Source organism: Pseudomonas sp. Hz4 (assembly GCF_054898165.1).
This window is the reverse complement of sequence record NZ_CM142719.1, coordinates 1,622,864-1,641,261: the sequence shown is the minus strand read 5'-3', so window position 1 is coordinate 1,641,261 and position 18,398 is coordinate 1,622,864. Positions and strand designations below refer to the sequence as shown.

Here is an 18,398-nt window from a genome sequence, read left to right as displayed (position 1 = left end):
TTCAGCGCCCCGGCTCGTCATTCCAAAGATATTTATGCAACTGCAATTGCAGTCGCACTGGCAGGTTGTCCGCCACCACCCAGTCAGCCAGGTCCCGCGCGTTCAGGTCATGGTGACTTGGCGAGAACAGGACTTCGCCGGCACGCTGATCCAGACCGTACTGAATCAGCTTGGACACAGCCCAGTCGTAGTCTTCCCGCGAGCAGATGACAAACTTCACCTGATCGTTGCGCGTGAGCAGTTCGATGTTCTCGTAGCGGTTGCGATGCGCTTCTTTCGAACCCGGGGTTTTCAGATCGACGACGCGACTGACCCGTGGATCGACCGCCGAGATATCCAGGGCACCGCTGGTTTCCAGCGAGACCTCGTAACCGGCGTCACACAACTGCTTGAGCAATGGGATGGCGTTGGGTTGCGCCAGGGGCTCGCCGCCCGTGACACAGACGTAGCGCGGACGAAAACCGGCCACTTGCTCGAGGATGTCATCGAGCGGGCGAAGGGTGCCGCCCGTGAATGCGTAGGCGCTGTCGCAGTATTGGCAACGCAACGGGCAACCGGTCAGGCGCACAAAAACAGTGGGCAGCCCCGCAGTCCGCGTTTCACCCTGCAACGAGTAGAAAACTTCGGTGATTCTCAATGTGTCTTGCATAGTCGCCACGGGCATAACAGCTAAACAGGCTGTCCGCCTCCGTCAGGCACTTCAAGGAACCCCGCCACCGCGCAGATCCCAAAAAGCGTGTTTCATAAAAAGGGCGTGAATTCTAACGAAAAAACCCGCGACAAGCGCGGGTTTCTTCAAAACGGGTCAAGCAGCCCTTACATTTTTTGCAGATCACGCTGGGCCAGCTGAGCGGCGGAAGTGCCCGGGTATTGCGACACGACCTGTTGCAGAATGCCTTTGACCTTGTCGGCGTGACCGAGGCGGCGCTCTACATCAGCCAGCTTGTACAGCGAATCAGGCACTTTTGGATGCTTGGGGTACAGCTGCGAAACCTTGGCAAATGCCTGACCTGCACCTTGCAGATCGCCTTTGGCCAAATTCACTTCGCCCAACCAGTACTGAGCATTACCCGCGTACTGGCTGTTCGGGTACTTGCGCAGGAATGCGGCAAACGCTTGGCTGGCCTTGTCGAAATCCTTGGCTTTGATCAGGTCGAAGGCTGCATCGTAATACAGTTTTTCCTTCGCTGGATCAGCCGGCTCGCTACCCGCGGCAGGTGCTTGAGCGGCTGCCGTTCCTGCTGCCGCTCCCGCGCCTGCTGCTGCACCGGGGGCGTTCAAACTACCACCGGTGGAAGAATTTTCAGGAGTCGCGGCTGGTGCAACGCCGGTTCCTATGCGCCGATCAAGATCCTGATATCGCTCCAGACTCTCTTGCTTCATGCGCGCTACATCATTTTGCAGAACTTCGATGATGCCTTGTTGGCGCGAGATCTGCTCCTGCATCGATTGCAGTTGGTTGAACAGCTCGCCCTGTGCCGAGACAGGGGCCGCAACCCCTCCCCCGGCATAGGCGCCGTTCGTACCGTAACCCGCAGGCGGATAACTAGTCCCGCTATTGTTATAGCCGGAGTCATTATCGACTACAGGAACCGCAGCCCACACCGCAAGCGGTGCGAGGCTGAGAGCCAAAACAGTTACAGCACGACGGCACGTTCGCATGACGAATTACTTACGCAGTTCGACGCGACGGTTTTGAGACCAGGACTGCTCGTCGTTGCCGGTAGCAACTGCACGCTCTTCGCCGTAGGAAACCAGTTCCAGCTGAGCTGGGGAAACACCTTGCAGTACCAGGTAACGCTGAACGGCTTTCGCACGACGCTCGCCCAGTGCCATGTTGTACTCACGAGTACCACGTTCGTCGGTGTTGCCTTCCAGAACAACGCGAGCGCCGTTTGCTTTCAGGTCTTTGGCGTGAATGTCCAGGGAGCGCATGGCTTCTGGCTTCAGGTCCGAGCTGTCGTATTCGAAGTAGAAGGTGGTGATTGCGCGCAGAGCAGCTTCTTCGCTCAGGGAGCCGTCAACTGCACCAGTGTTAGCGCCGTAACCAGCGTTTGGATCTACAGCGCCTTCACCGGCGTTGTCGCCGCCTTTGGACGAGCAACCTACAGCTACAGCCATGGCCAGAGCCAGCGCAGCAAATTTACCAAACTTCAGCATTTCCATCGTGAAACTCCTAATGAACCCCAGTGTGTTAAGTACAACGTGTAGCGCCGCGTCAGTTCAGGTAAGGGGACCAGGAAGGTTCTCTGACTTCGCCTTGTGCGGTAGGAAGCGGGAGCCTTACGCGTCCATTAATGGACACGAGCATCAAGACTCCCCGGCCCTGCTGGCGGGTGGCGTAGATTACCATGGTGCCGTTGGGCGCAACAGTAGGCGACTCGTCCAGAGTGCTATCAGTGAGGATTTTTACGCTTCCGCGCTGCAAATCCTGGGCCGCCACCTTGAAATTAGTGAAACCTTCCTGGCGGTGAATCATTACCAGGGTCTTTTCGTCAGCCGAAAGCTTGGGGTTGGCGTTGTAGTTACCGATAAAGGTCACACGCTCCGCACCGCCACCACCGACGCTGGTTTTATAGATCTGAGGCTTGCCGCCACGGTCCGAGGTGAAGTAGATGGTCGAACCATCCTTACCCCAGAACGGTTCAGTGTTGATGCCAGGACCGTTGGTAACACGCGTGATCTGACGCGAACCCAGGCTCATCACATAGATGTCAGGGTTACCGTCTTTCGACAGCACGAACGCCAGACGCTGACCATCCGGCGACCATGCTGGCGCACCATTCAGGCCTTCGAAGTTGGTGATCTGCTCACGGCGACCGGTGTCGATGTTCTGCATGAAAATACGCGGACGCTTCTGCTCGAACGAGACATAAGCGATGCGCTTGCCGTCCGGTGCGAAACGCGGCGACAGGATCGGCTCGCGCGATTGCAGCAGGGTCACAGCGCGGGCACCGTCATAGTCCGAACGTTGCAGCGTGTAGCGAGTGTTCTTCTCGGAAAAACGCTCGGCTGTCACGTACAACAGACGAGTCGAGAACGCACCTTTGATACCGGTCAGTTTTTCGAACGACTGGTCCGCGATGTAGTGCGACATGTCGCGCAGTTGATCGACGCTGCCCGACACGCTGCCGGTCAGCACTTGCTGCTCGGTGGCGACGTTGAACAGTGCGTATTGGACCTGCAAGCGACCGCCCGCAGGAGCAATGCTGCCAACCATGACGTACTGGGCACCCAGCGCCTTGAAGTCACGGAAGATGATTTCGCTGGCCTGGCTTGGCTGGCTGATCATGTTCTGCTTTGGAATCGGCGAGTAGTAACCCGAGTTACGCAGGTCGTTACCGATGATTTCGGCCATATCGTCCGGCAGCACGCTGCCGCCCTGGTTGCCGAACGGAACGACTGCAATCGGGGTGGCCCGATCACTGCCGCTGGTGACCAGAATGTTTTTTTCATCTGCTGCCGCTATCCCTGCCAGGCAGCAGATAACGACAAGCATTCCTCGAAGAAGGTTTCTCACAAGGCTAGATCCTCAGGTGTGAATGTCATCTTGAATGAACGATACGGAGCGAAATCGCTCGGCTTCATTCCCTGCATTTCTGTCAAACGTCCAATATTCTTCACCGCTGCTACAGCAGAAGCGTCAAATGGACCATCGCCACTGGACTTGCCGACGCTGACCGAAGTCAACGTACCGTCCGGCAACATGCCGATTTGCAACACGACTGTCATGCCTTTGCGGGCCGAAGGTGGACGAGCCCAACCTTCCGCTGCACGAGCACGGATCAGATCATCGAAACTGCCGGCGACTTCGTCACCCTGCTCATCCGCCAAGGCCTGCTGACGCTCCGGCGTGTCGGAAAGCAAATCTGCCAAGGCCTGAGCCTTTTTGTCTTCGGCGGATTTACGTGCCGCTTCCTGCGATTTTTTCTTCGCAGCATCGGCAGCAGCTTTCTTCTTCGCGTCTTCGGCGACTTTCTTCTTCGCGTCTTCAGCTTCAGATTTTTTCTTGGCGTCTTCCGCGGCTTTCTTCTTCGCGTCTTCGACGATCTTTTTCTTCGCTTCTTCAGCGGCCGCTTTCTTGGCCTCTTCCTCAGCCGCTTTCTTGGCTTCTTCTTCAGACTTCTTCTTGGCTATATCAGCCAATTGTTTCTCTTCGACCTTTTTGGCTTCGGCGGTCTTCTTCGCTTCATCGGCTTTCTTGGCTTCATCAGCCTTTTTTGCCTCGTCCGCTTTCTTCGTCTCGTCGGCCTTCTTGGATTCTTCGGCTTTTTGAGCCGCATCTTCCTTCTTTTGTTCCGCGGCTTTGATCGCTTCCTGTTCGATCTTTTTCTGTTCCATCTGTTCGACTTCGGTCTGACGCGCGGCAGATTTCTTCGCCTCACCCGCAATCTTCTGATTGGTCTGGGTGGTCGCCTGGCTTTTCGATTTCAGTTGATACAGGGTCGCCTGGACAATCGGCTTGGCCGGCGGGAGTTCTGGTGTGAAGGCAAAACTGACGAACAGCATGCCGAACACCAGCACGTGCAAGACAATCGCCAGGACACTAGGCCAGAAGTAGCTTTCCGAGGCGGACGGCTCTCGCATTTGCTGCATCAGGGTGCCTCGGTAATCAAGCCAACGTTACCGACCCCGGCTTTCTGCAACCCGCCCATGGCGCCCATGACGGAACCGTAATCAACGGTCTTGTCGCCGCGGATGAACACTTGGGTACGCTTGCCGCCTTCAGTACCGGCGCGAATGATCTTGGTCACGGCGTCAGTCATCTGCGGCAAGGTCATTGCCTTGTCCTGCTGCTTTTCAGTGTCGACTTCGCTGCCAAGGTTCCAGTAATAGGTCTTGTCAGCCTTGATCGAAATGGTCAGGACCTGAGTGTTGTTGTCCTGCGGCAAGGCTTCGCTGGAAACCTTGGGCAGATCAACTTTCACGCCCTGATTGAGCATCGGTGCGGTCACCATGAAGATGACCAGCAGTACCAGCATCACGTCGATGTAAGGCACCACGTTCATCTCGGCAACCGGCTTGCGCTTTTTGCGAGCTCGAGCGATTAAAGCCATTGGAAATTACCTGCTTATTCTTCGCTGGTGTGCACTTTGCGGTGCAGGATCGCCTGGAATTCATCGGCGAAGGTGTAGTAGCGGCTGATCAGCGTTTCGCTGCGAGCGGCGAAACGGTTGTAAGCGATAACGGCCGGGATAGCGGCAAACAAGCCGATTGCGGTAGCAATCAGTGCCTCGGCAATACCTGGCGCCACGGTGGCCAAGGTCGCTTGCTGGGCAGTGGCCAGACCACGGAAGGAGTTCATGATGCCCCAGACCGTACCGAACAGACCGATGTACGGGCTGACGGAACCGACGGTGGCGAGGAATGGCAGGCTCTGCTCGAGCTTTTCTTCTTCGCGGGAAATGGCGACGCGCATGGCACGAGCTACGCCTTCCATGACCGCTTCCGGGTCAACACCTGGCTGCTGGCGCAGACGGGAGAATTCCTTGAAACCGGCACGGAAGATCTGCTCGACGCCCGAATCCGGATCAGGGTTGCTGCCGGCCTGACGGTAGAGTTTGGACAGGTCGATACCCGACCAGAAGCGCTCTTCAAAGCTCTCCAGGGCACGTCGACCAGCGCGCAGCAGGTTGCTGCGCTGAAAGATCATGATCCATGAGGTCACCGATGCGGCTACCAGGATCAGCATTACCAGTTGCACCACGATACTGGCATTGCTGACCAGGCTCCACATGGAGGAATGGTCGACGACGTTAGCTTCCACGCTTTATCTCCTGCTTTGAGTGTGTACCCGCGCCGCTCACGTCGGCAAAGGCCGCACGTAGAGCTTCGGGAATGGCCCGGGGTTTCAAACTGTTAGTGCGCACACAGGCCACCAAAAACTGCCCTTCGCAGAGCAGCACATTATCCGTGGCTCGCCTGACCTGCTGTTTGAAGCGCAGGCTGACACGGTTCAATTCGATTACTTCAGCGCTTACCAGCAGCTCGTCGTCCAGTCGCGCCGGCGCGTGGTAACGCGCTTCGCTGGAATGCACGACGAACAACAGGTCCTCCCCTGCAAGCGCCGATTGGGCAAAGCCCAGCTCCCGGAGCCGCTCGGTTCGAGCCCGTTCCATAAACTTGAGGTAATTAACGTAATACACGATGCCGCCCGCATCGGTGTCCTCGTAATAAACGCGACAACGAAGTGCGAAAGGCTCAAGCCCGTTTTGCGCGCGCATACTCTAGTGCTTACTCCTCAGGTTGCCAATCCGGCCAGGCAACTGTTTTTCATTGATTCACGGCTTTCTGGCGAAACTGCGGTCCTAGGACCGCACAAACTCCGAATAAATCAGCGCGCAAAGGTTATTAATCGTCCCCGGCATCGAGGAACTCGTCTACCACGGGCATCTCGCCCATACGTGTCGGAATGTTTAAACCGAAGTGCAGGTACGCATGCCGGGTCACCACCCGCCCCCGCGGCGTACGCATGATGTAGCCCTGCTGGATCAGGTACGGCTCCAGCACGTCTTCAATGGTGTGGCGTTCTTCACTGATGGCGGCGGCGAGGCTGTCGACCCCGACCGGCCCGCCATCGAACTTCTCGATCATGGTCAACAACAAGCGTCGATCCTGATGATCGAAGCCACGTTCGTCGACATCCAGTAGGTTCAAGGCCAGGTCGGCGATTGGCTTGGTGATGTGGCCCTTGGCGCGAACTTCGGCAAAATCCCGAACCCGGCGCAGCAAACGGTTGGCAATTCGCGGCGTACCACGGGCACGGCGGGCGATTTCGAAGGCGCCTTCCGGGTCCAGCGGCAAGCCGAGGATATTCGCCGAACGACTGACAATCGTTGCCAGGTCAGCGGTGTTGTAGAACTCCAGGCGCTGGACGATCCCGAAACGGTCGCGCAGCGGATTGGTCAACATCCCGGCCCGCGTCGTCGCGCCGACCAAGGTGAACGGCGGCAGATCAAGCTTGATCGAGCGCGCGGCCGGCCCTTCGCCGATCATGATGTCGAGCTGGAAATCTTCCATGGCCGGGTACAGCACTTCTTCGACGATCGGCGAGAGCCGATGAATTTCGTCGATGAATAGCACGTCGTGTGGCTCAAGATTGGTCAACAGCGCCGCCAGATCACCCGGGCGTTCAAGCACAGGGCCCGAGGTGCTCTTGATCGACACGCCCATTTCCTGGGCGATGATGTTGGCCAGGGTGGTTTTGCCCAGGCCCGGCGGGCCGAAAATCAGCGTATGGTCCAGGGATTCATTGCGCCCGCGGGCCGCCTGGATGAACAACTCCATTTGCTCGCGAACGGTCGGCTGGCCAATGTACTCGGCCAGGCTGACAGGACGAATCGCCCGGTCCTGGACTTCCTCGCGGTCACGAGGGCCAGGCGTGGCGGTAATCAGACGATCAGCTTCAATCACTTAGATCATTCCCTTCAGGGCACGACGAATCATGTCTTCACTGCTCAAACCTTTCTCCTTGATCGCAGAAATCGCCTTGCTGGCCTCCTGCGGCTTGTAGCCCAGGGAGATCAGCGCGCTGACGGCGTCATTTTCGGCGGTGGCGACTGGAGCCGGCGCATCTGGCCCACCCGGCTGATTGGGCACCAGGGTAAACATCGCCGGCACAGTTTCCCACGCCTTGAAGCGATCCTTGAGTTCCACCAGCAAACGCTCGGCAGTCTTCTTGCCCACGCCCGGCACCTTGGTCAGTGCCGAGGTGTCCTGGGACTGCACGCAGCGGACCAGTTCATCGACTTCCAGGCTCGACATCAGGGCCAGGGCCAATTTCGGTCCCACACCATTGAGACGGATCAACTCGCGGAAAAAGTCTCGCTCGCGCTTGCCGAAGAAGCCGTAGAGTAACTGCGCGTCTTCGCGTACGACCAAATGGGTGTGCAAGGTCAGCGGTTCACCGACCGACGGCAAGCGATACAACGTGGTCATGGGTACTTCCAGCTCATAACCCAGACCGTTTACATCCAGAATCAGGTGCGGCGGCTGTTTCTCAGCCAGTGTGCCGCGCAAGCGTCCAATCACGTTTCAGATCCTTGAGCGTTGGCCAGCTCAGCAGCTGGCGACTGACAGAGCAAGGGTTTTGCGCCGACGACACAGGCGCAAAACCTTCATTCCATAAAAAATGATTGCTGATGCTATCAGAGACGCAGGCGCCCGCCACGACTGCGTGCCGTGCCCAGACCATGGGGCAACAGGCTGGAACGGGTGTGAGCATGGCAAATGGCAATGGCCAAGGCGTCCGAGGCATCGATTTGCGGCTTGCTGGTCAACTTCAGCATGTGCATGACCATCATCTGCACCTGTTCTTTATTCGCCGCGCCGGTTCCGGTCACCGCCTGCTTGACCTGGGTCGCGGTGTACTCAGCGATTTCCAGGCTTTCTTCCGCGCCGGCAACGATAGCGGCGCCGCGGGCCTGGCCAAGCTTCAGCGCAGAGTCGGCGTTGCGCGCCATGAAGACCTTTTCGATGCCCATGGTCACCGGGCCGTAGGTCTGGATAACTTCGCGTACGCCGCGATAGACGATTTGCAGGCGTTCATGCAGCTCGCCGGAACCTGTGCGAATGCAGCCCGACGCCACATACACGCAGCCACGCCCGGTATCGCGTACCACGCCATAACCGGTAATGCGCGAACCGGGGTCGATACCAAGGATTAAAGTCATAACGCCTGCGGGTTAAGTAAAAGCACTATTTTCAATACAGTGAATAACATTGAATCTTAGTCGCCCTTAACCGAGCTGCGCAGCCACCGACTCAGGAATGTCCGCGTTGGCGTAAACGTTCTGCACGTCATCCAGGTCTTCAAGCATGTCGATCAGCTTGAGAACCTTCTCGGCGCCTTCCAGATCGAGCTCGGCACTGGTGGTCGGCAGCATCACGATTTCCGCGTCATCGCCCTTGAAACCGGCTGCCTCCAAGGCGTTTCGCACCGAGTAGAAACCAGCGAACGAGGTGAACACGTCGATGGAACCGTCTTCGTGGGTCACCACGTCATCGGCATCGGCTTCCATCGCCGCTTCCATCAGCGCGTCTTCATCAGCACCTGGCGCGAAGGAAATGTGCCCCTTGCGCTCGAACAGATAAGCCACCGAACCGTCGGTGCCGAGGTTGCCGCCGCACTTGCTGAACGCATGGCGAACAGCGGCTGCGGTGCGATTGCGGTTGTCGGTCATGCACTCGACCATCACCGCGACACCACCCGGGCCGTAACCTTCGTAGGTCAGTTCGACCATGTCGTCGGTGTCGGCAGCGCCGGCACCGCGGGCAACCGCGCGATCAATGATGTCGCGACTCATGTTCGCGCCAAGGGCCTTGTCCAGCGCCAGACGCAAACGCGGGTTAGAACCCGGATCACTACCGCCCTGACGGGCAGCAACGGTCAGCTCACGAATCCACTTGGTGAAAATCTTGCCCTTCTTGGCATCCTGACGTTCTTTGCGGTGCTTGATGTTCGCCCACTTGGAATGACCCGCCATAACTCGCTCCGAATTCTCTTTGAAACATTGCCCGCCAAACGCTGAGCGCCGGCCAGCAACAAAAAATCTCGACCTAAAGAAAAGGCGCATCCCGCAAGGATGCGCCTTTACGGTCAGCCTTACTCCGCCTTAGGCGTTTCGCGCAGACGAATGTGCAGTTCGCGCAATGCCTTGGCATCTACAACACCCGGTGCCTGAGTCATGACGCAAGCGGCGCTCTGGGTTTTCGGGAAGGCGATCACTTCACGGATCGACTGGGCGCCGGTCATCAGCATCACCAGACGGTCCAGACCGAAGGCCAGGCCACCGTGCGGCGGCGCGCCGTATTTCAGGGCATCGAGCAGGAAGCCGAACTTCTCTTCCTGTTCCGCTTCGCTGATACCCAGCAGACGGAACACCGACTGTTGCATTTCCTTGCGGTGGATACGGATCGAACCGCCACCCAGCTCGGTGCCGTTCAGCACCATGTCGTAGGCACGGGACAAAGCGGTCGCCGGGTTGGCTTCCAGTTCTTGCGGGGTGCATTTCGGCGCGGTGAACGGGTGGTGCAAGGCGGTGAAGCTGCCGTCGTCGTTCTCTTCGAACATCGGGAAGTCGACAACCCACATCGGCGCCCACTCGCAGGTCAGCAGGTTCAGATCGTTTCCGACCTTGATCCGCAGCGCGCCCAGGGCTTCGCTGACGATCTTGGCTTTGTCGGCACCGAAGAACACGATGTCGCCATCGACTGCACCGACGCGATCAAGGATCGTGTTCAGCGCGGCTTCAGGGATATTTTTGACAATAGGCGATTGCAGCCCCTCGACGCCCTTCGCGCGCTCATTGACTTTGATGTACGCCAGGCCCTTTGCACCGTAGATGCCGACGAACTTGGTGTAGTCGTCGATCTGCTTGCGCGGCATGCTCGCCCCGCCAGGAACGCGCAAGGCGGCAATGCGGCATTTCGGGTCGTTGGCCGGGCCGCTGAACACCTTGAAGTCGACTTCTTTCAGCTGGTCGGCAACGTCCACCAGTTCCAGCGGGTTACGCAGGTCCGGCTTGTCGGAACCGTAACGGCGCATGGCTTCTTCGAAGGTCATGTGCGGGAATTCACCGAATTCCAGATCCAGCACTTCCTTGAACAGGTTGCGGATCATGCCTTCGGTGATGCCAATGATGTCTTTTTCATCGAGGAAGCTGGTTTCGATGTCGATCTGAGTGAATTCAGGTTGACGGTCGGCACGCAGGTCTTCGTCGCGAAAGCACTTGGCGATCTGGTAGTAGCGATCGAAGCCGGCCACCATCAGCAGTTGCTTGAACAGCTGCGGCGATTGCGGCAAGGCGAAGAAGGAACCGGCGTGGGTACGGCTCGGCACCAGGTAATCGCGAGCACCTTCCGGGGTGGCGCGGGTCAGAATCGGCGTCTCGACGTCGAGGAAACCGTTCTCGTCCAGGTAACGACGGATGCTGGTGGTCATGCGCGAACGCAGACGCAGCTTCTCGAGCATTTCCGGACGACGCAGGTCGATGAAGCGATAACGCAGGCGGGTTTCTTCGCCGACGTCGGAGAACTCATTGAGCGGGAACGGCGGGGTTTCCGCTTCGTTCAATACTTCCAGCTCGTAGCCCAGCACTTCGATCATGCCCGACGCCATGTTGGCGTTGCCGGCACCGGCCGGACGCAGGCGTACCTTGCCGGTCACCTTGACCACATACTCGCTGCGCACGCGATCGGCGGCGGCGAAGGTTTCAGCGCGGTCCGGGTCGAATACCACTTGGGCCAGACCATCACGATCACGGATATCGAGGAAAATCACCCCACCGTGGTCACGACGACGGTGGACCCATCCGCAAAGGGTAATTTCCTGGCCTTCCAGGCTTTCGTTCAGTTGGCCGCAATAATGGCTGCGCATCATGGTAGTGGTTTCACTTCTCGTAATTCGAAATTCGGTTGGAGATCCTGCAGCAGCCCGCCCTTGAGAAAGGCGCCAGATGATGCAAGAGCTCGCACGTGTCGTTCAACTCAGGTTCAAGACCCTAGTCAGCTTTGTCGCCGCCGGCCAGATTCTTCTTGGAACCGGTCTTGAAATCGGTTTCGTACCAGCCGCTGCCGCTGAGGCGGAAGCCCGGCATGGACAGCATCTTCTTAAGCTCTGGCGCCTGGCACGCAGGGCAGTCGACCAGCGGTGCTGCGCTGATCTTTTGAATGGCTTCCAACTGATGACCACAGGAAGCACATTGATAGTCGTACATCGGCATGGGGGTTGTCTCGGCGATCAGATTGCTACCGCATACACTGGGTTTTGCGGCAAAGAGCGGGATTATATCCATTAAATGCAGCCTGTGCAGCCGTAAGACTGCTCAGACCGACACTCTGCCCATTCCACCGCGGTGGCTAAGGCATGGCGACGCAGCCGCCTTCCTTCAGGCTATGCACAACGCACACAACCCGCACCAGCCCGGTGAAGTTCTTGACCCCGCCGTGACGCAAATGCACCTCGCGGTCCACATGGGACAACAGCGCACTGACCGTACAGCAGTTGACCTTGGCCATGTCACCCAAAATATCCCAGTAGACCTGTTCAAGCCGCAAACAGGTTGCAAAGCCATTCAGCCGCACTGACCGGGATAAAGGCTGGGCCAGGCCCATATCAAATTCGCTGACAAATGGATCAATCCTTACACCTTTGACTGGGCCGCCCATCCCCTCGCTTCGCCTGCCTTCGTAAACCATATCGTTGACACTCCTTTGTCATCCTTGCTTTTTTATAAGAGCAACAAGCTGTTTCTCTATAAAAGCGCAGGCACAAAGTTATATCCAGATGACTTTTTGACCATCAACGTAGGATAAGCCAACAGCTGAAGGGCGATCATGGAGACCGTCCTACTCCAGACAAATTCCCACACGCTTGGGCGCAATATCATTCAACAGAAAGGCATTTAAAGTGACGAGACGACAGGGCGCGAACAACACCTCATGGGCGCCATCCGCGCACCGACAGTGTTACTGGTCCAGCAGGGCGCGCAGCATCCACGCGGTTTTTTCGTGGACTTGCATGCGCTGGGTCAGCAGGTCAGCCGTTGGCTCGTCACTGACTTTGTCGAGCAGTGGGAATATCCCGCGTGCAGTACGCGTGACCGCCTCCTGACCTTCGACCAGTTGCTGGATCATGTCTTCGGCACTGGGCACACCCACCTCCTCCTTGATAGAAGAAAGGCGCGCATAAATAGAGTAGGCACCCGGGGCAGGAAATCCGAGAGCGCGAATTCGCTCGGCGATCAAATCGACGGCCAGGGCCAACTCGTTATATTGCTCCTCGAACATCAAGTGCAGGGTCCGAAACATCGGCCCGGTGACATTCCAATGGAAGTTATGGGTTTTCAAATAAAGTACATAAGTGTCCGACAGCAGACGCGAAAGTCCGTCGACGATGGACTTGCGATCCTCTTCACTGATTCCAATATCGATTGCCATGCGTTTCCCCTAAAGGTGATGAAATTCATCCAACAGGTGCAGGACCACTCTAGCAAGCCTGCCGGCAGCTCGCAGCCCCGGATTATCCGGTTGCCTGCGACAAATCGACCATCAGTGCACCGCTGGACTGCCTGATTTGAGTAGCCGCAGGCTTTGCTGTTAAATAGGCAGTGTGTCGCTACCGCCTATTTTCCGGGGGCCGCGCATAGGCTGGTACCGGGTACGTGTCCAACGCCTCTTATTGTTCTGAAGCGAACCGTGCTCAATCAGCTCTTCCTTGTGATCCGTCTTAACGTGAGTTACTCAAAATGTTGAAAATTGTCCACCTGCTAATGGGCGCAGCAGCCTTGCTGTTGTCCTTCATCCCTAGCCTGCGATCCGAAGCCGTACCTTACCTGCAACAACCCGATGCGCTGTACCTGGCCTTTTTCGGCCTGCTCAACCTCACCCTCGCTCCGGTTATCCCCTACTGGAACAAAGGCCCGCGTCATCAACTGCAAAACCTTGTCAGCGCCCTGCTGGTTCTGACCGTCGTCCTGCAAACCCTGACGCTGATCGCGCCGATGCCTGTCATTGCCGGTCAACCTGCCGTTCTGTTCAGCCTGGTTGCTGCACTGATTGCCGTTCTTCTGCACTTGGCCATCAGCTTCTACAAATCTTCACCGGCCGCCGCCTCGCCAAGCTATGACATGACCAACCGTGATACCGGCACCGTCAAGTGGTTCAACACCTCCAAAGGCTTCGGCTTTATTTCCCGTGATTCCGGCGACGATATTTTCGTGCATTTCCGGGCCATTCGTGGCGAAGGTCATCGTGTCCTGGTCGAAGGCCAGCGCGTGGAGTTCTCCGTCATGAATCGTGACAAAGGCCTGCAAGCCGAAGATGTGATCGCCGCACTGCCGCGCCGCTGATTCAAGGCTAAAAAAAACCGCGAACAGCCTGGCTGTTCGCGGTTTTTTATTACATGTCATTTAGTAATGCGGCGGTGGCGCGTCTTCTTCAAACGTCTCGAACTGGCCAGCCATTTCTTCTTGCCGCTTGAGCAATGCCGCCATTTGCAATTGCAGACGCTCAACTGCACGCTGCTGCGTCGCCAGCACATCACTCAATGCCTGGATAGTGTCATCCTGAAACGCCAACTGACTCTCCAGATCGGTAACGCGATCTTCCAGGCTCATGATTCAACCCTCCAGAAACGTGAAATCATCGGTTAAAACCAGACGCAACCGTTCGCGAATCGCCGCGATCTGCTCTGCGCTATAAGGCTTGGCTGGGTGTTTACCCCAGACCGGAGCCGGCCAGGCGGCGTCCTCACGCTTGCGCACAATCACATGCATGTGCAACTGACTGACGACGTTACCCAAGGCCGCGACATTCAACTTGTCCGCGTCGAACGAGTCCTTGAGCATGTGCGCCAGTGCGGTCGTTTCCTGCCACAGCTGCTGTTGATCTGCGACACCCAACTGAAATATCTCACTGATATCCTCGCGACGTGGCACCAGAATGAACCAGGGGTAGCTCGAATCATTGGACAGCAGCAACCGGCAGAGTGGGAAATCCCCGATCGGTAACGTGTCTTGTTGAAGTCGTGGATCTAAAGCGAACACTGCGCGCACTCCCGCCTGGTCATCATTTTTCAGCTTAGCGCCCATCCCGAGAGACGGCGCACCAAGCGACAGGACGGCAGCATACCTGCGAACGCCACACGCTTCACGACGAACCCTTGTCGAAGCCACCTCAGGACCTACAAACGACCGGGCGCGCGCCCCGACACGAGTCGTTTTCGCTCAGGACGCACCATTACAGAACCAGCAGCCACACAAAAAACGCCCAAATGACTGATAAACAATAAGGCGTTCGAGTTTGGCAAGCGGGCGCACTGTATGAATTCAGTACAGCGAGTAAAATTTTTTGCCCCAAAACCGCACATTGCGTCTACGCTGAATCGGTCAGGTATCCGCCATTTACTCACTGGTGGGGTGAACCGGTAACATTTTGGGTTGTCACGCAGTCGGCCACAAGGGTGCAACACGATGCAAACCATGGCGTCAAGCCCGAACAAACGTGCTTGAACACCCCGGTTTTATGAGGTTTTTACAGCGACGAACAGGCTTTCAGAAAAAAAAACAGCAGGATTCTGATTTGTGCACGTTTGTTGCATTCACACCCACATCGCCTCTAAAGCGTCCGCTGGAAGTGGAAGCCTTAAGGCAAATAAAAACAGTGGCAGGGTTGCCCTATGGAGATTCAAGCGTTTCACCAGGGACTCTTTTTACCGATGCTCAAGCCCTGGAAAACAACGCTAAAAGTTGTCAGTCCGCTTGCGTCGGGGGCTGTAAATTTGCGACATCTACCAAGCCGTTTGCGACAGGGTCGTAAAGAAGCTGAAAGGTTAGATGCGCAAGTATCGCCAACATGGTCGGCGTGATATAAGTTTGCGCCGACACAATAAAGAAAGAGCCGCCCAGATAATAAATCAGGTGGGACGGCAGTACTCTTCTAAAAACCAAAGGAGCAAATCACGATGCGCGTGATGAAGTGGAGCATGATCGCACTGGCTGTTTCGGCCAGTACTTCGCAGTTCGCAATGGCGTCCTCTCAAGAGGAATCCAAGGGCTTTTTTGAAGATCAGAGCCTGAATGTTCATAGCCGTATGCTGTACATGAACCGTGATTTCAAAAACAACCCTAGCACTTCGCAAAGTTATCGCGAAGAGACTGGCCTCGGCGTACGTACCAAGTACGAGTCGGGCTTCACTCAGGGCACCGTAGGCTTCGGCGTGGATGCCTTGGTCAATAGCATAGTCAAACTGGACAGTGGCCGCGGCCGCACCGGTAATGGCATGTTCGGTCGTGATAGTGAAGGCCGGCCAGAAGACACCCAATCCAAGGCTGGCGGTGCAGTTAAGTTCCGTCTGTCCGACACTGTCCTGAAATATGGTAACCAATACGTTGCCAGCCCTGTCTTCTCCACAGACGACAGCCGCCTAATGCCAGAAGTTGCTACCGGCACCATCATAACCAGTAAAGAAATCAAAGGGCTGGAGTTGAGCGCCGGTCGTTTCACCGCTCTGAGTTCCCAGACTGGCACGGGCCGAGACAGCATCAACGGACCGCACAACCCAGGCCTGACCAGTGCCAACATTGCCGGCGCTACCTACCAGTTCACTGATAATTTTGTAGCTGGCGTGGCTGCTTCCGATGTAGATGACTACTTCAAAAAGCAATACGTCAACGCCAACTACACCCTGCCGATCAACGAAGATCAGTCCCTGAACTTCGACTTCAACGGCTATCGCTCCAAGAGCCAGGGTCAAGAGCTGAGCGGCGATGTTGACAACCGCATCTGGTCCCTCGCAGCTGCCTATAGCATCGGCGCTCACAAGTTCACCGTGGCTCACCAGCGCTCTACCGGTGACACAGGTTATGTTTACGGCGTTGACGGCGGCGGCACTATCTTCCTCGCCAACTCCATCCAATACTCAGACTTCAACGGCCAAGATGAACGTTCCTGGCAGGCTCGCTACGACCTGAACATGAAAAGCTATGGCGTTCCTGGCCTGAGCTTCATGACTCGTTACGTCCGGGGTGACAACATCACCACTGGCGCCGAAGAAGGTAAAGAACACGAGTTCGACTTCGAAACCAAGTACGTTATGCAAAGCGGTCCAGCCAAAGACCTGTCTTTCCGCCTGCGTAGCGCGATCTACCGTACGAACTCCTCTTACAACGCCATCAACGGCAACGACAACAACGACTTCCGCTTCATCGTCGAATACCCACTGAGCATCTTGTAATTTCTCAGCGGTAGTTCGATAGCTTCAAATCTGCAATAACAAAAAACCGCTCACCTGATCCAGGTGAGCGGTTTTTTTGTATCCGGCTCCCTAAAGGCTTATTCGCCATTTAGTTGCATAGCAACCTAACAATAAAAAGATGACCAAACCGCCAAGAAGCATTATTGCGCAGCTCCTTCGTGGAGCATACGGATAACTCGCTGCGGAAACGGAATATCAATACCGGCATTCTTCAAGCGATCACGCGATTGTTCGTTAAACATGAACATCACATTCCAATAGTCAGCCGTCTTCACCCACACCCGCAGGGAAACAGTGATCGAACTATCACCCAGCGTGGAAATTACCGCTTCTGGTGCCGGATCTGCCAATACACGCGGGTCCTTGGCCAGTTCCAGCAATACTTCACGGGCCTTCTGCAGGTCCGCTTCGTAACTAACTCCCACATCAAACACAACTTTGCGCGTCGGTTGACGGTTAGTGTTGGTGATGATGCCGTTCGACAGGTTGCCGTTCGGCACGATGATGGTTTTGTTATCGCCGGTACGCAGCACGGTGTGGAAGATCTGGATGCTGTCGACAGTGCCGGCAACACCTTGGGCTTCGATCCAGTCACCAATGCGGAACGGGCGGAACAACAGAATCAGCACGCCGCCAGCGAAGTTCGCCAGGCTGCCCTGCAAGGCCAGACCGATGGCCAGACCCGCCGCACCGATGGCCGCGACGAACGAGGTGGTTTCAACACCAATCATCGACGCTACGCTGACAATCAGTAGCACCTTGAGAATAATGTTCGCCAGACTGCTAATGAACCCTTGCAGCGCGAGGTCGGCGTTACGCAGCGCCAGCAACCCGCCAAGCTTTTGCGCTACTTTGCTGATCAGCCACCAGCCGATGGCCAGGGTGAGGATTGCCAGCAGCACGCGGCTGCCGTATTCCATGATCATCGGAAGCCAGGCTTGAGACGCCTTGACCAGGTTGTCTACTTCAGTATTCAAATCCATTCTACTTTCTCCTGATTTCCGGCTACCCGGCACGCGAAAATATAAGCGGCAGAAAGATCGAACCTTATAGGCTCGATCGTTTCTGCCGTTGCTTGGGCCTCGGACGCCGAAAACGCCGAGAGGTTCCCGCTTCAAAGGTCAGTCGCGGAAGTTGTTGAACTGCAGCGGCATCCCGAATTCCTTGGCCCGCAAGGCCGCAATAGCTTCCTGCAAGTCGTCACGCTTCTTGCCGGTAATGCGCACTTGCTCACCCTGAATGGCAGCCTGAACCTTGAGCTTGGCGTCTTTGACATGAGCGACGATTTTCTTCGCCATCTCTTTGTCGATGCCTTCCTTGAGGACCGCTTCCTGCTTCATCAGTTTGCCCGACGCATAGGCATCCTTGACTTCAAGGCACTGCACGTCGATTTTGCGCTTGACCAGGGCCAGCTTGAGGATCTCAATCATCGCTTCGAGCTGGAAATCGGCTTCTGCGGTCAGGCTGACGGTCAGGTCCTTTTCCTTGAACTCGAAGCTGCCTTTGCCTTTCAGGTCATAACGACGATCGAGTTCCTTGACGGCGTTCTCGACCGCGTTGGTGACTTCGTGTTTGTCCAGTTCGGATACCACGTCGAACGACGGCATGTAATCTCTCCAATAAAAGGGCATGCTCGATCACG

Annotated in this window: 22 protein-coding genes; 2 read left to right on the top strand and 20 right to left on the bottom strand. The window is 56.5% G+C overall.

Annotated elements, in window-relative coordinates; all coding sequences use genetic code 11:
• Position 1 precedes the first annotated feature (1 nt).
• From queE to ACYZTR_RS07185, 16 genes are all read right to left on the bottom strand, one after another.
• Positions 2-649, bottom strand: a complete 648-nt coding sequence (gene queE, locus ACYZTR_RS07260; protein ID WP_282375498.1) for a 7-carboxy-7-deazaguanine synthase QueE — start codon at positions 647-649, stop codon at positions 2-4.
• A gap of 167 nt (positions 650-816) precedes the next feature.
• Positions 817-1,662 carry a tol-pal system protein YbgF gene (ybgF, locus tag ACYZTR_RS07255; protein ID WP_461977625.1) on the bottom strand — a complete coding sequence of 282 codons (846 nt, stop codon included), beginning with the start codon at positions 1,660-1,662 and terminating at the stop codon, positions 817-819.
• Positions 1,663-1,668: 6 nt separating this feature from the next.
• Positions 1,669-2,166, bottom strand: a complete 498-nt coding sequence (gene pal / locus ACYZTR_RS07250; RefSeq protein WP_461977623.1) for a peptidoglycan-associated lipoprotein Pal — start codon at positions 2,164-2,166, stop codon at positions 1,669-1,671.
• Between the two features lie 52 nt (positions 2,167-2,218).
• Entirely contained in the window at positions 2,219-3,520 is a 1,302-nt protein-coding gene (gene tolB / locus ACYZTR_RS07245) for a Tol-Pal system beta propeller repeat protein TolB (RefSeq protein ID WP_449644827.1), read from the bottom strand.
• The gene (gene tolA, locus ACYZTR_RS07240; protein WP_461977621.1) at positions 3,517-4,596 is read right to left on the bottom strand and encodes a cell envelope integrity protein TolA; all 1,080 of its coding nucleotides are present in this window, start codon (positions 4,594-4,596) and stop codon (positions 3,517-3,519) included. The genes tolB and tolA overlap by 4 nt, the downstream gene beginning before the upstream one ends.
• Entirely contained in the window at positions 4,596-5,048 is a 453-nt protein-coding gene (tolR, locus tag ACYZTR_RS07235) for a protein TolR (protein ID WP_161807482.1), read from the bottom strand. The genes tolA and tolR overlap by 1 nt, the downstream gene beginning before the upstream one ends.
• A gap of 23 nt (positions 5,049-5,071) precedes the next feature.
• Positions 5,072-5,767 carry a protein TolQ gene (gene tolQ, locus ACYZTR_RS07230; protein ID WP_017340467.1) on the bottom strand — a complete coding sequence of 232 codons (696 nt, stop codon included), beginning with the start codon at positions 5,765-5,767 and terminating at the stop codon, positions 5,072-5,074.
• On the bottom strand, positions 5,757-6,224 hold the full coding sequence (gene ybgC, locus ACYZTR_RS07225) for a tol-pal system-associated acyl-CoA thioesterase (RefSeq protein WP_131059803.1): 468 nt from the start codon (positions 6,222-6,224) through the stop codon (positions 5,757-5,759). The genes tolQ and ybgC overlap by 11 nt, the downstream gene beginning before the upstream one ends.
• A gap of 127 nt (positions 6,225-6,351) precedes the next feature.
• Entirely contained in the window at positions 6,352-7,413 is a 1,062-nt protein-coding gene (gene ruvB, locus ACYZTR_RS07220; RefSeq protein WP_461977619.1) for a Holliday junction branch migration DNA helicase RuvB, read from the bottom strand.
• On the bottom strand, positions 7,414-8,031 hold the full coding sequence (gene ruvA, locus ACYZTR_RS07215) for a Holliday junction branch migration protein RuvA (protein ID WP_461977617.1): 618 nt from the start codon (positions 8,029-8,031) through the stop codon (positions 7,414-7,416).
• Between the two features lie 116 nt (positions 8,032-8,147).
• Entirely contained in the window at positions 8,148-8,672 is a 525-nt protein-coding gene (gene ruvC / locus ACYZTR_RS07210) for a crossover junction endodeoxyribonuclease RuvC (RefSeq protein ID WP_008147379.1), read from the bottom strand.
• Between the two features lie 66 nt (positions 8,673-8,738).
• On the bottom strand, positions 8,739-9,485 hold the full coding sequence (locus ACYZTR_RS07205) for a YebC/PmpR family DNA-binding transcriptional regulator (protein ID WP_461977615.1): 747 nt from the start codon (positions 9,483-9,485) through the stop codon (positions 8,739-8,741).
• Positions 9,486-9,604: 119 nt separating this feature from the next.
• The gene (aspS, locus tag ACYZTR_RS07200; RefSeq protein ID WP_461977613.1) at positions 9,605-11,380 is read right to left on the bottom strand and encodes an aspartate--tRNA ligase; all 1,776 of its coding nucleotides are present in this window, start codon (positions 11,378-11,380) and stop codon (positions 9,605-9,607) included.
• 121 nt (positions 11,381-11,501) lie between these two features.
• Entirely contained in the window at positions 11,502-11,723 is a 222-nt protein-coding gene (locus tag ACYZTR_RS07195) for an FmdB family zinc ribbon protein (RefSeq protein WP_010208103.1), read from the bottom strand.
• Between the two features lie 136 nt (positions 11,724-11,859).
• On the bottom strand, positions 11,860-12,198 hold the full coding sequence (locus ACYZTR_RS07190; RefSeq protein ID WP_461977611.1) for a ribbon-helix-helix domain-containing protein: 339 nt from the start codon (positions 12,196-12,198) through the stop codon (positions 11,860-11,862).
• Positions 12,199-12,468: 270 nt separating this feature from the next.
• Entirely contained in the window at positions 12,469-12,939 is a 471-nt protein-coding gene (locus ACYZTR_RS07185) for a Dps family protein (RefSeq protein WP_461977609.1), read from the bottom strand.
• Positions 12,940-13,247: 308 nt separating this feature from the next.
• Here ACYZTR_RS07185 and ACYZTR_RS07180 point away from each other — a divergent pair, with 308 nt between their 5' ends.
• Positions 13,248-13,850, top strand: a complete 603-nt coding sequence (locus ACYZTR_RS07180) for a cold-shock protein (protein ID WP_282375479.1) — start codon at positions 13,248-13,250, stop codon at positions 13,848-13,850.
• 60 nt (positions 13,851-13,910) lie between these two features.
• Here the strand turns inward: ACYZTR_RS07180 and ACYZTR_RS07175 are convergent, their stop codons facing one another.
• Positions 13,911-14,117, bottom strand: coding sequence for a SlyX family protein (locus ACYZTR_RS07175; RefSeq protein ID WP_461976200.1), 207 nt, complete (start codon positions 14,115-14,117; stop codon positions 13,911-13,913).
• Positions 14,118-14,120: 3 nt separating this feature from the next.
• Entirely contained in the window at positions 14,121-14,546 is a 426-nt protein-coding gene (locus ACYZTR_RS07170; RefSeq protein WP_461977607.1) for an HIT domain-containing protein, read from the bottom strand.
• A gap of 917 nt (positions 14,547-15,463) precedes the next feature.
• Between ACYZTR_RS07170 and ACYZTR_RS07165 the strand changes: the two genes are divergently transcribed.
• Positions 15,464-16,735 (top strand): OprD family porin, encoded by a 1,272-nt coding sequence (locus ACYZTR_RS07165; protein WP_461977605.1) that lies wholly within the window; start codon positions 15,464-15,466, stop codon positions 16,733-16,735.
• A 161-nt stretch (positions 16,736-16,896) separates the two neighbouring features.
• Here ACYZTR_RS07165 and ACYZTR_RS07160 read toward each other — a convergent pair whose 3' ends face one another.
• On the bottom strand, positions 16,897-17,739 hold the full coding sequence (locus tag ACYZTR_RS07160) for a mechanosensitive ion channel family protein (protein ID WP_461977603.1): 843 nt from the start codon (positions 17,737-17,739) through the stop codon (positions 16,897-16,899).
• A gap of 138 nt (positions 17,740-17,877) precedes the next feature.
• Positions 17,878-18,363: a YajQ family cyclic di-GMP-binding protein gene (locus ACYZTR_RS07155; protein WP_461977601.1), complete on the bottom strand. Its 486-nt coding sequence runs from the start codon at positions 18,361-18,363 to the stop codon at positions 17,878-17,880.
• Positions 18,364-18,398: the final 35 nt, after the last annotated feature.

Bases quoted from the DNA above. Each gene is read 5' to 3' on its own strand.
- ACYZTR_RS07155 (WP_461977601.1), bottom strand. From the start codon at position 18,363: ATGCCGTCGTTCGACGTGGTATCCGAACTGGACAAACACGAAGTCACC.
- aspS (WP_461977613.1), bottom strand. From the start codon at position 11,380: ATGATGCGCAGCCATTATTGCGGCCAACTGAACGAAAGCCTGGAAGGC.
- ACYZTR_RS07205 (WP_461977615.1), bottom strand. From the start codon at position 9,485: ATGGCGGGTCATTCCAAGTGGGCGAACATCAAGCACCGCAAAGAACGT.
- ybgC (WP_131059803.1), bottom strand. From the start codon at position 6,224: ATGCGCGCGCAAAACGGGCTTGAGCCTTTCGCACTTCGTTGTCGCGTT.
- pal (WP_461977623.1), bottom strand. From the start codon at position 2,166: ATGGAAATGCTGAAGTTTGGTAAATTTGCTGCGCTGGCTCTGGCCATG.
- ACYZTR_RS07175 (WP_461976200.1), bottom strand. From the start codon at position 14,117: ATGAGCCTGGAAGATCGCGTTACCGATCTGGAGAGTCAGTTGGCGTTT.
- tolA (WP_461977621.1), bottom strand. From the start codon at position 4,596: ATGCAGCAAATGCGAGAGCCGTCCGCCTCGGAAAGCTACTTCTGGCCT.
- ACYZTR_RS07195 (WP_010208103.1), bottom strand. From the start codon at position 11,723: ATGCCGATGTACGACTATCAATGTGCTTCCTGTGGTCATCAGTTGGAA.
- queE (WP_282375498.1), bottom strand. From the start codon at position 649: ATGCAAGACACATTGAGAATCACCGAAGTTTTCTACTCGTTGCAGGGT.
- ACYZTR_RS07165 (WP_461977605.1), top strand. From the start codon at position 15,464: ATGCGCGTGATGAAGTGGAGCATGATCGCACTGGCTGTTTCGGCCAGT.
- ybgF (WP_461977625.1), bottom strand. From the start codon at position 1,662: ATGCGAACGTGCCGTCGTGCTGTAACTGTTTTGGCTCTCAGCCTCGCA.
- ACYZTR_RS07180 (WP_282375479.1), top strand. From the start codon at position 13,248: ATGTTGAAAATTGTCCACCTGCTAATGGGCGCAGCAGCCTTGCTGTTG.
- ACYZTR_RS07190 (WP_461977611.1), bottom strand. From the start codon at position 12,198: ATGGTTTACGAAGGCAGGCGAAGCGAGGGGATGGGCGGCCCAGTCAAA.
- ACYZTR_RS07160 (WP_461977603.1), bottom strand. From the start codon at position 17,739: ATGGATTTGAATACTGAAGTAGACAACCTGGTCAAGGCGTCTCAAGCC.
- ruvC (WP_008147379.1), bottom strand. From the start codon at position 8,672: ATGACTTTAATCCTTGGTATCGACCCCGGTTCGCGCATTACCGGTTAT.
- ACYZTR_RS07185 (WP_461977609.1), bottom strand. From the start codon at position 12,939: ATGGCAATCGATATTGGAATCAGTGAAGAGGATCGCAAGTCCATCGTC.